The following is a 12,740-nucleotide window of genomic DNA, read 5'->3' on the forward strand; positions in this document are numbered from 1 at the left end:
CGAGGCGTGACGCAGGGGAACCCCTCATCCCGGATGCTCCGAGGCGTGACGCAGGGCAGCCGCTCATCCCGGGTGCTCCGAGATGTGGAGCGACCGGCAGCGGGCCGAGGACCTCTCGGGACCCCAGCCGTCAGGATCGGTTCGAGGTGAACGTCGACCCTCTCGTGGTCGGGTGTCACCTCGACGGGGGTGGGGGTGCCTGCGCCGCGCCTCCCGGGACGCTCGGGGGCGCGTTGTTAGCCTGCTGGGGTGACTGCGAGCGGACCGGTGCGCGACGCACGGCCCGACCGACGGGTCGGCGCCGCCGACGCCGCCCACGACGACGAACCGCGGGGAGGGCACCTGAGCATCGCCCCGGACCCCGCCACGCTCCGGGCCCAGCGCGTCGCCGACGCCCGGGCCCGGTGGACCCGCCAGCTCGTCGAGCTCGGCGGCCCCAACACTCTGCTCTGGTACCGAGACCTCCCGGTCGGCACCCTCGACCTCTCCTCGGCGCACCTCGGCGCCCGCAGCGGCCTCCTCGCCGGTGGCGCGACGCGGCTGTCGGACCTGGTCCGCGAGCCGCACGCCTTCGACGACGCCCGCACCCGTCTCGGGCGCATCCACGACACCGCGACCGAGATCGAGCGCGAGCACGCCGTGCGCACCTGCTTCCTCGGGGTCGGGATGGCGTCGTGGACCGTTGTGCTCGACGACGGACGGGTCGTCCCGCGCCAGCCCGGCGCACCGGTCTTCCTGCGCGCGCTCGCCACCCGGCCCGCCGACCCGCGCCGTCACGACTGGGTGCTCGAGCCCGGTGACGAGCTCGAGGTCAACCCCGCGCTCGTCAACTACCTCGCCTCCGAGCATGGCATCACCCTCGACACCGACCGGCTCGAGCAGCTCGCCACCGCCGGCGGGTCGCTCGACCCCTACCCGGCCTACGCCGCGCTCGCCGACGCCTGCCGCGCGGTGCCCGACCTCTCGGTCGACCCGAGGGTGGTCATCAGCACCTTCCCGTACCACAAGGCCCCGCTCGTGGCCGACCTCGCGGCGCACGGCGACGCGCTCGCCGAGCACGACGTCGTGGCGGCCCTCGCCGGCGTGGCCGACGCGCTCCCCGCCGTCGCGGTGGGGGCCGCCGACGGTGCCCGGGGGCCGGTCGAGGACTTCCTCGTGCTCGACGCGGACGCCACCCAGCGCGAGGCGGTCGAGGCGGTCCGCGGCGGGTCGCACCTGCTGCTCCACGCGCCGTCCGGGACGGGTGCGTCACAGACCGTCGCCAACCTCGCGGCCGCGCTCGCGGCGGACGGCCAGCGCGTGCTCGTCGTCTCCCCGAAGCGCACGGCCCTCGACGCGGTGCGCGACCGCCTGACCGACGTCGGGCTCGGCGAGCTCGTCCTCGACCTCGTCGGCGGCGGCCACACCCGGCGGGCCGTCGTGCGCTCCCTCGTCGACGGGCTGGACCGGGCCGTCGAGCGCGTCTCGGGCGCGCCCTCGTCCCCCCGCCGCACCACGCCCGGCCCCGAGGGCAGCGAGTCGCGCCGCGGGCGCGCCGAGGCCGCGGCCCTCCTCGACACCCACCTGCGGGCGCTGCACGGCCACCGCGACCCGTGGGGCGTCACCCTGCACCAGGTGCAGGAGGAGGTGAGCCGCCACGCCCTGCTCGAGGACGCGCCCCGCTCGCGGGTGCGGCTCGCGGGCGCCGTCCTCGCCCGCCTCGACCGCGAGACGCTCGCCGAGGCCGGCGACATCCTCACCCGGGTCGCGACCCTCGCGGCCTGGGACGGCGACGGCGCCGACGACCCCTGGTTCGGCGCCGACCTGCGCACCGCCGAGGTGGCCGAGGAGGCCCGTGAGCGCGTCGAGCGGCTCGCCACCGGGCTGGTCCAGGACACCCGCCGGACGCTGGCCGACGTCTTCCGGGGTGTGCACCTGCCGGCCTCGCCGACGGTGCTGGACTGGGACCGCGTGCTCGCGACCGTCGGCCAGGTCCGCGACACCCTCGAGGTCTTCCGCCCCGAGGTGTTCGACATCCCGCTCGACGACCTCGTCGTGGCGACCGCCACGCGCAGCGAGCGCCGCGACTCCGGCACCGACCTCGGCGCCCTCGAGCGCTGGCGGGTGCGGCGGCAGGCCCGCGCGCTCCTGCGTCCCGGCCGGCCGCCCGCCGACCTGCACGCCGCGCTGCGCGAGGCCGAGCACCAGCGGCACGCCTGGCGCGAGCTCGCCGGCTCCGGCGGCCGTCCCGAGATCCCCGTCGAGCTCGACCGCGCCCGCGCCGCCCACGACGCCCTCGTCGAGGACGCCTCGTGGGTCGACGACCGCCTGCCCCACGAGGACGACGAGCTCGACCTCGTCGAGCTCGACCTCCCGGCCCTCGCCGCCCGGATGGACCGCCTGCACGCCGCGGCCGGCCGGCTCGACGCGGCGCCGGACATCCGCCTCGGCCTGGACCTGCTCGGGCAGCTCGGCCTCACCGCGCTCGTCGAGGACCTGCGCGCCCGCGCCGTCCCCGCCGACCGGGTGCGTATCGAGCTCGCGTGGGTGTGGTGGTGCTCGATCGCCGACGAGCTCGGGGCCAACGACCCCGCCCTGCGCGACTTCGACGCCACCCGGCTCTCGGCCGCGGTCGCGACCCTCGTCGACTCCGACCGCGTCGCCCTCGAGGGCCAGGTCCCGCGCGTCCTCGACGCCGTCGCGCGCCGGGTCGCCGAGGTGCGTCGGGCCCGTCCGGACGAGGAGACCCGGCTGCGCGCCGAGGTCGCCCGCGCCCGCCGGCCCGCCGCGCTGCCCGACCTGCTGGCGTCGGTCGGCCGGCTCGCCACCGCCGTCCGGCCGGTGTGGCTCGCCAGTCCGCTCGCGGTGCCGTCGGTCCTGCCCCCCGGCGAGTGCGTCGACGTCGTCGTCGTCGACGAGGCCTCGCTGGTCGCCCCGGCCGAAGCGGTCGCGGCGCTCGTCCGCGCCCGCCGGGTCGTCCTCGTCGGCGACGCCCAGCAGCTGCCCCCGGTGCCGTTCGTGGTGTCCGCGGGGGTCGACGTGCCCGACGAGTCCGAGCCCGAGTCGGTGCTCGACCTGCTCGAGGACGTCTTGCCGACGCGCCGGCTCACCTGGCAGTACGGCGCGATGGAGGAGCGGCTCGTCTCCTTCGTCGACACCGAGCTGCACGGAGGCTCGCTCGTGACCTTCCCCGGGACGGAGACGGGCGCGGTCCTGCACCACGAGCTCGTCGACGGTCATGGCGTCGTCGCCGAGGGCGAGGCCGCGGTCGAGTCGACGCCGGCCGAGGTCGAGCGGGTCGTCGCGCTGGTCCTCGACCACGCCCGCCGGCGCCGGGACCGCACGCTCGTCGTCATCGCACTCGGGCCGGGCCACCGCCGGCTCGTCGAGGAGGCGGTCCGCCGGGCGGTCGACGGCCTCGACGACGCCACCGCCGCGTTCTTCGACCCGGGACGCCGCGAGGCCTTCTCGGTCCGGGACGCGGACCACGTCCAGGGCGAGACGTGGGACGACGTCGTCCTCACCGTCGGCTTCGGCAAGACCCCGCACGGCCGGGTCCTCCACCGCTTCGGGCCGGTCGGCACCGACACCGGCCACCGTCGGCTCGGGGTGGCCCTGACCCGGGCACGCCGGAGTCTCACCGTCGTCTCGTCGATCACCGCCGACGACCTCGACCCGGACCGGCTGCGCACCTCCGGCGCCCGGATGCTGCGCGCCGTCCTCGAGCACGTCGAGGCGCACGCCGGCGCCGAGGGCGTCGTGGCGTCCGCGGAGGCCACCTCGCTCGTCCTCGCCGACCTGGCCCGCCGGCTGCGCGCCCACGGGCTCGTCGTCCACGAGGGGGTCGGGACCTCCGCCCTGCCCGTCGAGCTCGCCGTCGAGGACCCCACCGCCCCCGGCCGGCTGCTGCTCGCCGTCGAGGGGGACGGGCCCGCCTACGCCGGCGTCCCGTCCGGGCGCGACCGCGACCTCGTGCGCGTCCACGAGCTCGAGCGTCGCGGCTGGCGGCACCTGCGGGTGTGGACGACCGAGGTCTTCCGCGACCCGGCCCGCGTCGTCTCGCGGGTGCTGGACGCCGCGGGCGTCCGGCAGGCCCCGGGTGGCTGAGCGCCCGGGCGCTCCCACCGGCGACGACCCCGGCCCGCGTCGGCGGCGGCCCCGCCGCGCCGCCCGGCCCGCGACCAACCCCCGCACCGACGACGCCCCCGACACCGCCACGCCCCGGGCCGAGCCGGCCCCCGGGGAGAGCGGTCACGACCGCTGGCTGCGCGAGCAGCGTCCGCCCCACTGGGAGTAGCCGATCCGCCCACCGTGCGCGGACGGGGCGGCGACCGTGGTGGTCGCCGCCCCGTCGCGGGTGCGGGTGGAGTGTCCGGTGGTCAGCCGCCGATGCCGCGCCCGGAACGCAGCTCGTCGCGGATCTCCTTGAGCAGCTCGGTGTTGGGGTCGATGGTCTCCGCCTCCGGCTCCTTGGGGAAGAAACGCTCCTTCGCCGTCTCGTACGGCTTGACGACGAAGAAGTAGACGATGAAGGCGAGGAAGACGAAGGCCACGAGGGCGGTGAGGAACGGTCCCACCTTCAAGAAGCCCCCGGGCTGCCACTCGTCGAAGTTGGGTGCGCCGCCGGCCTTCGCCAAGGCTTCGATCAGCACGTCCGTGAACGCCTTGACCACCGTGGCGAACGCGCCACCGATGATGAACGCGACGGCGAGCTCGATGAGGTTGCCGCGCAGGATGAAGTTCTTGAAGCCCGACATGGTGCTGCCCTTTCGCAGAAGTTGACGCGACCACCGTATTGCGCTCCCGCGCAGCCCACGACCCCCGTCCCGTCGTGTCGCGGCGCCGGATCGGTCGTCGGGACGCCGACGACCCGTTCACCCGCCGGTCGCCAGCAGGGTCACGGTCACCAGGCCGTCGGTGCCGCCGTGCCCGGTGAGCACCCGGTCGGCCGCCCCGGGCGTCAACGAGAGCACCGCCCCGGGTGCGGTCGGGGGCGCAGGCCCGGCCCCGAGGCCGACCTCGTCGGGCGGTGGGTCGACCGACAGCACGACCGCGTCGCGCGCCAGGACGGGACCACCCGGTCCGGGGTGGACCGCGACGACGCCGCCAGGGGTGAGCAGCCCGGCCGACCCCGGGTCGGCGAGGGCGACGTGCAGCGCGACGCGCCCAGAGGGCAGGCCCTCGGTGACACCCCGCGGGACCAGGCGCGTGGCGGTGACCGCCTCGCCGGCGGCCAGCGCCGCGGCGACCCGCCGGCCCGTCACCGCGCCGACGTCGGTCAGCGCCCCGGGCTGCCGCGCCGCCACCGGCACCCGGATGGACGTGACGTCATTGGCGCGAAGGACCGACCCGGCGGCGACCTCGCGCGCGGCGACGAGCACCGGGACGGTCGGCGGCGGGGGAGGCCGCACGACGTGCAGCACGGCGAGCACCGCCCCCGCGAGGCAGGCGGCCGCGAGCACCCGGCGCAGCACCGAGCGCCGCCAGCGGGCGGCGCGTCCGGGGCCGAGGAGGCCGGGCAGGAGGGCGAGGGGCATGCCGCGACGCTAGGTCGCGGCGCCCGGCGCCGGGAGGGGTCAGGCCGAGGTTGTGGACGAGGACGCGCCCGCGGAGGCCCCTGTGGACGACGAGGTCGACGAGGAGGACGACGACGACGTCGTCCCGCCCGAGGACGAGCCCTCGGACGTCGAGGACCCTGAGGAGCCCGAGCTCCCCGTCGAGGACGACCCGGAGGACGACCCCGTCGAGCCGCTGCCCGAGCGCGAGTCGGTGCGGTAGAACCCGCCGCCCTTGAAGACGATGCCGACCGCGTTGAAGACCTTGCGCAGGCGCCCGCCGCACTCGGGGCACTCGGTGAGCGAGTCGTCGCTGAAGGACTGGACGGCCTCGAAGCGGTGGTCGCACTCGGTGCACGCGTAGGCGTAGGTCGGCACGGTGGTCCTCCTCGGACGACATCGGGGCGCCGCCGGACCCCTCACGGTGGTGCGGGTCTCGCGGCGGCGCGGTCCCCCCAAGGATACGGCCCGCGCCGCGTCCCCGGTGCCGCACCCCGACGGGCCCCCGGCCCCGTACACCGGGTCCGGGGGCCGCCGGCCCTGCCAGGGGTCTACTTCACCTCGGCCCGGGTGACCCACACCATCCCGACGAGGAGGGGCAGGAGCACCCAGACGCCGACCGAGGTGCCGAGCTGCGCCCACTGCTCGCCGGTGAGGCTCCCGCCGAACAGCGGCTGCATCGTGCGGTTGAGGTCGAGCCACTCGCCGGCGCTCGCCGCGGCGGACCACAGCGACCCGAGGATGGACCAGCCGGTCGGGAGCACGTAGTAGAGGACGACCGCGGCCGGGGTGTTGCGCAGGAGCATCCCGAAGGCCAGGCCCTGGAGCAGGCCGAGGAGCACGTAGCCGCCCGCGCCGAGCAGCACGGTGCCCTCGACGCCCCAGTCGCCGGTCGCGCCGCGCAGCCCGATGGCGGCGGCGTGCACCGCGGCGGCGAGCGCGAAGGAGAGGACGACCGCGACGACGCCGACCGCGAGGGCTGCGACGACCTTGGCCCACGCGACGCGGGCGCGGCGGGCCTCGAGGGTGAAGGTGACGAGGGCGGTGCGCTGCGACCACTCGGAGGTCACGGCGAGGATGCCGACCACCGGCAGCAGCAGCGCCATCGGCATCGCCGTCGCCTGGAGGTAGGCGCCGTACGGGTGGTCGCCGCCCTGCTGGACGAACAGGACGGTGAGCGCCCCGGCGATGACGACGCCGATCGCGACGAGCAGCCATCGCCCGGCCCGGGTGTCGATCATCTTGCGCAGCTCGGCCCGGACCAGCCGGCCGAAGGGGATGCCCCGTGCCGGGCGCGGCCCGGCGAGCGGCTCGGGCAGGCGCGCGACGTGCGGCGTGCTGTCCGCCGGCGCGCGGCGGGTCGTCGTGGTGGTGGCCGTCGTGGTGCTCACGCCGCCACCTCCTCGCGGGCGGCGCCGGCCGTGAGCTCGAGGAACATCTCCTCGAGCCCGCGCTCGTCGCCGGCGCGCAGCTCGCGCAGCGCCACTCCGGCGCCCAGGGCGACCCGCCCGACGGTGTCGGCGTCGGTCTCGGCGACGAGCCCGCCGGTGGCCGACGGCGAGACGGCCACGCCGGCCGCCCGCAGCGCCTCGGCGAGGGCCGCGTCGTCGACCGAGCGCGCCACCGTGCCCGTGCCCGAGAGCAGCTCGTCGGTCGTGCCGGCGGCGACGACCCGTCCGTTGCCGATGACGACGAGGTCGTCGGCGACGCGCTCGATCTCGTTGAGCAGGTGCGAGCTGAGCAGCACCGTGCCGCCGCGCGCGGCGTACCCGCGCAGGACGTCGCGCATCCAGCGGATGCCGGCGGGGTCGAGGCCGTTGGCGGGCTCGTCGAGGACGAGGACCTCGGGGTCCCCGAGCAGGGCGTGGGCGAGGCCGAGCCGCTGGCGCATCCCGAGCGAGTAGTTGCGCACCCGGCGCAGGGACTCCTTCTCGGTGAGGCCGACGACGTCGAGCATCTCGTCGACGCGGCGGCGGTCGACGCCGGTGAGGATCGCGCCGAGCGTCAGCACCTCGCGGCCGGTGCGGCCCGCGTGCTGCGCCGAGGCGTCGAGGAGGAGGCCGACGTGGCGGCCGGGGGTCGGCAGGGCGGCGTACGGGCGGCCGAGGACGGTCGCGGTGCCGCTGCTCGCCGGGGTGAGACCGGCGACGACGCGCATCGCCGTCGTCTTGCCCGCGCCGTTGGGGCCGAGGAAGCCGGTGACCCGGCCGGGGCGCGCCGAGAACGACACGTCGTCGAGGGCGGTGAAGGCGCCGTAGCGCTTCGTGAGGTGGTCCACGGTGATCATGGGGACGACCCTTCCGCGCGCGGCCGGCCGCGGCCATGGGGGTCGGGCCCGATCCGACCCCGAGACCACCCCTGAGCCGACCCCGGGGTCCGCCCGGCGACGCCCCGGGGGCGCCGGCTCAGCCCTCGGCCCAGCCGGCGAGGCGGCCGCCCCGGCTCACGGCGTGCAGGCGCTCCTCGACCCGGGCGCGCACCGCGGTCGGGGTGATGACGAGCAGCTGGTCGTCGTGCCGCAGCACGTCGCCGTCCTTGGGGACGAACGAGGCGTCGTCGCGGACGACGAGCGCGACGTTGGCCCCGGCGGGCAGCCGCAGCTCGAAGACGCGCACGCCGGCGAGGCGCGACGCGGGGCCGATGTCGATCTCGAGCATCTCGGCCCCGAGGTCGGTGAGCGGCGTGGCCTCGACGGCGAGGTCGACGCGGTGGTGCAGCGCCCCCACCCCGAGCCGGCGCGCGACCCACGGCAGCGTCGGCGCCTGGATGATCGTGAAGACGACGACGAGGACGAAGACGAGGTCGAACATCCACTCGACCCCCGGCGTCCCCATCGTCACGGGGACGGTGGCGAGGACGACGGGGACCGCGCCGCGCAGGCCGGCCCACGAGAGGAAGGCCTGGACGCGCCACGGGATGCCGAAGGGCGTGACCGACACGAGGACCGAGAGGGGCCTCCCGAGGAGCAGGACCGCCGCCCCGACGACGAGGGCAGGCACGAGCTGCTCGGCGAACCCGCTCGGGCTGGCGAGCAGCCCCAGGAGCACGAAGAGCCCGATCTGGGCGAGCCAGCCGATGGCCGTCGCGAACCCGGTGACGGCGGGGCGGTGGGGCATCGGCAGGTTGCCGAGGACGAGCGCCGCGAGGTAGCAGGCGATGAAGCCCGAGGTGTGGATGCTGTCGGCGGCGGCGTAGGCGAGCACCGCGACGGCGAGGACACCGATCGCGAAGAGCGCCGACGACGTCGTGGCGACCAGCCGCATGACGCGCGCACCCAGCCAGCCCACGCCGAGCCCGACGACGGCGCCCCCGGCGAGCTCGAGGCCGGCGACGAGGAGCAGGTGCCACCACGGCTCGGGCTCGGCGCCCGGCGTCAGCTGCGCCGCGAGCGCCGTGACGAGGAGGACGACGGGCGCGTCGTTGAAGCCCGACTCGGCCTCGAGCATCCCGGAGATCTGCCGGGGCAGCGGGACGCGACGCAGCACCGAGAACACGGCGGCGGCATCGGTCGAGGCGGTGACGGCACCGATGAGCAGCGAGACCTCCCACGACCACCCGAGCACCCCGCGCGTCATGCCGGCGACGACGATGACGCTGACGAAGACGCCGACGGTCGACAGGGCGATGGCGGGGGCGACCGACCGGCGGATGCCGGACCACTGCGTCGTGATGCCGCCCTCGACGAGGATGAGGACGAGCGCGGCGTAGCCGAGGACCTGGGTCAGCTCCTCGGAGTCGTAGCGGATGCCGAGGCCGTTCTCGCCGAGGGCGAGCCCGATCGCCAGGTAGACGAGGAGCGATGGCAGGCCCGAGCGCAGCGAGAGCCGGACGGCGGCGACCGCGACGACGAGGACGACGCTGCCGACGAGCAGGACGCGCGAGAGGTCGTCGACCGTGAACCCCGTGGGCGCGACGGCCTCCGCGAGCAGCGTCGACCACGCCTGCGTCACGGGGGACCGTCCTCGTCTCGTGGGGGGAGGTGTCCTAGTCTCGCAGGGTGAGTCGCCTCGTCGTCGCCCGCCGGGTCCTGGTGGGACTCCTCGCCGTCATCGTCGTCGTCGCGGTGGTCGCCGGCGTGCTCGTCGTGACCGCGCTGCGCAGCTCGCTGCCGACGCACTCCGGCGAGGCGACCCTCCCGGGCCTCTCGGCCGCCGTCACCGTCAAGCGCGACGACAGCGGCGTGCCGCACATCTACGGCGACTCGGTCACCGACCTCGCCCGCGCGCAGGGGTACGTCCACGCGCAGGAACGCTTCTTCGAGATGGACCTGCGCCGGCACATCACCGCCGGACGGCTCGCCGAGCTCGTCGGCCCGGGCGGCGTCCAGACCGACAAGGTGATCCGGACGATGGGGTGGCGCCGCATCGCCGAGGAGGAGCTGCCGACCCTCGAGCCCGAGACCCGTCAGGTGCTCCAGGCGTACGCCGACGGCGTCAACCGCTACCTGCGGGGTCGCAGCCCCGGCGACGTCTCCGCCGAGTACACGGTCCTCGGCCTGCAGAACCCGCTCGGCGACATCGAGGAGTGGACGCCCGTCGACAGCCTCGCGTGGCTCAAGGCGATGGCCTGGGACCTGCGCGGCGACTACTCCGACGAGCTCGCGCGCGCCCGCCTCACCGGCCGGGTCTCGCGCGCGCAGATCGCCGACATCTACCCGACCTACGACGCGGAGGCGCACCCGCCGATCCTCTCGACCGACGAGTGGTCGCCGGGCGCCACCTCCTCGGCCCCGGCCGCCGCCTCGGCGCCGGACGAGACGACCGGCCCGCGCGCGCGGGCGGCCTACGCGCAGGTCGAGAAGGCGCTGCACGCCGTCCCGCAGCTCGTCGGCCGCGGCGAGGGGGTCGGCTCGAACTCGTGGGTGGTCTCCGGCGCGAGGACGGCCAGCGGCAAGCCGCTGCTCGCCAACGACCCGCACCTCGGCGTCAGCCAGCCCGGCATCTGGATCCAGAACAGCCTCTCGTGCCGCACCGTCGGCCCCGAGTGCCCCCTCGACGTCTCGGGCTTCTCGTTCGCCGGCGTGCCGGGTGTCGTCATCGGCCACAACGGACGGATCGCGTGGGGCTTCACCAACCTCGGGCCCGACGTCACCGACTTCTACCTCGAGCGCGTCGTCGGCCAGACCTACCTGCGCGACGGCGACTGGGAGCCGGTGACCACCCGCGAGGAGACGATCAAGGTCGCCGGCCACGCGGACCAGCGGATCACCGTCCGCGCGACCGCGCACGGGCCGATCATGTCCGACGTGCTCGCCTCCGCCCGTGACGCCGGCAGCCGGGCGCCGACCGCGGCCGAGGGCGACGAGAACCAGGACTACGCGGTCTCGCTCGCCTGGACGGGGCTGCAGCCCGGCAAGACCGCGGACGCCATCCTCGGGTTCAACCTCGCGTCGAACTTCGACGAGTTCCGCACCGCGGCACGCTCGTTCGCCGTCCCCGCGCAGAACCTCGTCTACGCCGACACCGACGGGCACATCGGGTACCAGGCCCCGGGGCTCGTGCCGATCCGCCGCGCGGCGGTCGCGAAGAGCCCGCCCGGCTACTGGCCGGCGCCCGGGTGGGACTCCTCGTACGACTGGAAGGGCTACGTGTCCTTCGACGACCTCCCGTGGGTGCTCGACCCCGAGGACGGCGTGGTCGTCGCCGCCAACCAGGAGGTGACGAGCAGCCGCACGCCGTTCCTCACGACCGAGTGGGACCACGGCTTCCGGTCCACCCGCATCGCCCAGCGCCTCGAGAAGCTGGAGAAGGCGACGCCGGCCGACATGGCGTCCGTGCAGATGGACGACGAGGACCTCTTCGCGCGGACCCTCGTCCCGGCGCTGCTCAAGGTGCCGCTCGAGGTGCGCGAGGGCGAGACCGGCGAGCAGGACCTGCTCGACTTCACCGAGGGCGCCCGGGACCTGCTGCGCGACTGGGACTACTCGACCCCCGCCTCCGACTCCGACGCCTCCTCGGCGGCGGCGTACTACAACGCGGTGTGGCGCAACCTCTGCGAGCTGACGTTCGACGACGAGCTGCCCGCCGACATGAAGTCCGACGGCGGCGCCCGCTGGCGCGCGGCCGTGACGCGCCTGCTCGAGGACCCCGACAACGCCTGGTGGGACAACCGGCTCACGCCGAACATCACCGAGGGGCGCGACGAGATCCTGCGCCAGGCCCTCGTCGAGGCGCGCCTGGAGCTGACGACCGAGCTCGGCAAGGACCCCCAGGGCTGGGACTGGGGCAAGCTGCACCGGTTGACCCTCCAGCACCGCGTCCTCGGCGGCGACGCCGTGCCGGGACCGGTGCGCTGGCTGTTCAACGAGGGGCCCTACGACATGCCCGGCGGCTCGGCCATCGTCAACGCCAACGGCTGGAGCACCAGCGAGGGCTACCGGGTCAACTGGGCGCCGTCGATGCGGATGGTCGTCGACCTCTCCGACCTCGACCGCTCGACGTGGGTCAACCAGACCGGCGTGAGCGGCCACGTCCTCGACGACCACTACGCCGACCAGGTCGGCGACTGGGTCGCCGGCCGTCAGCGCGCCTGGCCGTTCACGGCGGGCGCGGTCGACGCGACCGACCCGGACGTGCTCACCCTGCGCCCGGACAGCGCACCGAGCGGTCCCTGACCGCGACCTCCGGTCTCAGCGGTCGAGCACCTCGTCCCGCAGGACGGTCAGCCCGTCGGCGGTGAGGACCGCGTCGACGGGCACGTCGTGCTCCTCGCGGGGCAGCGGCACGTCGTCGAGCTCGCCCGGGTGGAGGAGGACGACGACGGGCACCCCCGCGCGCCGGCGGGGGAGCGCCTTGTCGTAGCAGCCGCCGCCCTGCCCCATCCGCGTGCCGTCGGCGTCGACGGTGAGGCCGGGGGCGAGCACGAGGTCGGCGCGCGCGGGGGTGTCGAGGCCGAGGCGGACCGCCGCCGGGTCGACGAGGTCGTGCCAGTCGAGGTCGAGGTCGGCGAGGGTGTCGGGGACGAGCACCCGCGCGCCGCGCGCCACGAGGGCGTCGTTGAGGGCGGCGGTCGGCGGCTCGCCGGGCACCGACTCGTACGAGAGCACGACCGCGCCGGACCCGAGCCCGAGCCGGTCGAGGAGCTCAACGACGCCGCGCGCGAGGGCCGCGGCGTCGGCCTCGACGGAGCGCTCCGCGGCGATCGTGCGGCGGCGGGCGCGCAGCTCCTTCCGGCGCACGGACTTCGGGCTCTGCGGCATGTCCGGCA

At 75.8% G+C, this 12,740-nt stretch carries 10 protein-coding genes; 3 read left to right on the forward strand and 7 right to left on the reverse strand.

Translation table 11 applies throughout. From position 1 onward, the window contains the following. Positions 1-249: 249 nt before the first annotated feature. Positions 250-4,086, forward strand: a complete 3,837-nt coding sequence (locus IG69_RS0113420) for an AAA domain-containing protein (RefSeq protein ID WP_245616149.1) — start codon at positions 250-252, stop codon at positions 4,084-4,086. After that, positions 4,079-4,276 carry a hypothetical protein gene (locus tag IG69_RS0113425; RefSeq protein WP_030528682.1) on the forward strand — a complete coding sequence of 66 codons (198 nt, stop codon included), beginning with the start codon at positions 4,079-4,081 and terminating at the stop codon, positions 4,274-4,276. The genes IG69_RS0113420 and IG69_RS0113425 overlap by 8 nt, the downstream gene beginning before the upstream one ends. A gap of 82 nt (positions 4,277-4,358) precedes the next feature. Here the strand turns inward: IG69_RS0113425 and IG69_RS0113430 are convergent, their stop codons facing one another. From IG69_RS0113430 to IG69_RS0113455, 6 genes are all read right to left on the reverse strand, one after another. After that, positions 4,359-4,736: an MscL family protein gene (locus IG69_RS0113430; RefSeq protein ID WP_030528683.1), complete on the reverse strand. Its 378-nt coding sequence runs from the start codon at positions 4,734-4,736 to the stop codon at positions 4,359-4,361. A 117-nt stretch (positions 4,737-4,853) separates the two neighbouring features. Continuing rightward, complete coding sequence (locus tag IG69_RS21155; RefSeq protein WP_051750556.1) at positions 4,854-5,516, reverse strand: SAF domain-containing protein; 663 nt, start codon at positions 5,514-5,516, stop codon at positions 4,854-4,856. 39 nt (positions 5,517-5,555) lie between these two features. Next, on the reverse strand, positions 5,556-5,912 hold the full coding sequence (locus tag IG69_RS21695; protein WP_030528685.1) for an FmdB family zinc ribbon protein: 357 nt from the start codon (positions 5,910-5,912) through the stop codon (positions 5,556-5,558). A 173-nt stretch (positions 5,913-6,085) separates the two neighbouring features. Continuing rightward, positions 6,086-6,925: a hypothetical protein gene (locus tag IG69_RS0113445; RefSeq protein ID WP_051750558.1), complete on the reverse strand. Its 840-nt coding sequence runs from the start codon at positions 6,923-6,925 to the stop codon at positions 6,086-6,088. Beyond that, a complete protein-coding gene (locus tag IG69_RS0113450; RefSeq protein ID WP_030528687.1) occupies positions 6,922-7,821 on the reverse strand; it encodes an ABC transporter ATP-binding protein in 900 nt (299 codons plus the stop codon). Before IG69_RS0113450 ends, IG69_RS0113445 begins: the two co-directional genes overlap by 4 nt. Before the next feature lie 118 nt (positions 7,822-7,939). Then, positions 7,940-9,484 carry a potassium/proton antiporter gene (locus IG69_RS0113455; RefSeq protein ID WP_245616150.1) on the reverse strand — a complete coding sequence of 515 codons (1,545 nt, stop codon included), beginning with the start codon at positions 9,482-9,484 and terminating at the stop codon, positions 7,940-7,942. Between the two features lie 47 nt (positions 9,485-9,531). Between IG69_RS0113455 and IG69_RS0113460 the strand changes: the two genes are divergently transcribed. Then, on the forward strand, positions 9,532-12,147 hold the full coding sequence (locus IG69_RS0113460) for a penicillin acylase family protein (RefSeq protein ID WP_036830033.1): 2,616 nt from the start codon (positions 9,532-9,534) through the stop codon (positions 12,145-12,147). A gap of 15 nt (positions 12,148-12,162) precedes the next feature. On the opposite strand, the gene IG69_RS0113465 is transcribed toward IG69_RS0113460, so the two are convergent. Beyond that, a complete protein-coding gene (locus IG69_RS0113465; RefSeq protein ID WP_157577570.1) occupies positions 12,163-12,732 on the reverse strand; it encodes a 5-formyltetrahydrofolate cyclo-ligase in 570 nt (189 codons plus the stop codon). Positions 12,733-12,740: the final 8 nt, after the last annotated feature.

Source organism: Phycicoccus jejuensis (genome assembly GCF_000720925.1).
Classification (GTDB): domain Bacteria; phylum Actinomycetota; class Actinomycetes; order Actinomycetales; family Dermatophilaceae; genus Phycicoccus; species Phycicoccus jejuensis.

Excerpts from the sequence above, each read along its gene's own strand:
- IG69_RS0113430 (WP_030528683.1), bottom strand. The coding sequence starts at position 4,736 with ATGTCGGGCTTCAAGAACTTCATCCTGCGCGGCAACCTCATCGAGCTC.
- IG69_RS21155 (WP_051750556.1), bottom strand. The coding sequence starts at position 5,516 with ATGCCCCTCGCCCTCCTGCCCGGCCTCCTCGGCCCCGGACGCGCCGCC.
- IG69_RS0113450 (WP_030528687.1), bottom strand. The coding sequence starts at position 7,821 with ATGATCACCGTGGACCACCTCACGAAGCGCTACGGCGCCTTCACCGCC.
- IG69_RS0113465 (WP_157577570.1), bottom strand. The coding sequence starts at position 12,732 with ATGCCGCAGAGCCCGAAGTCCGTGCGCCGGAAGGAGCTGCGCGCCCGC.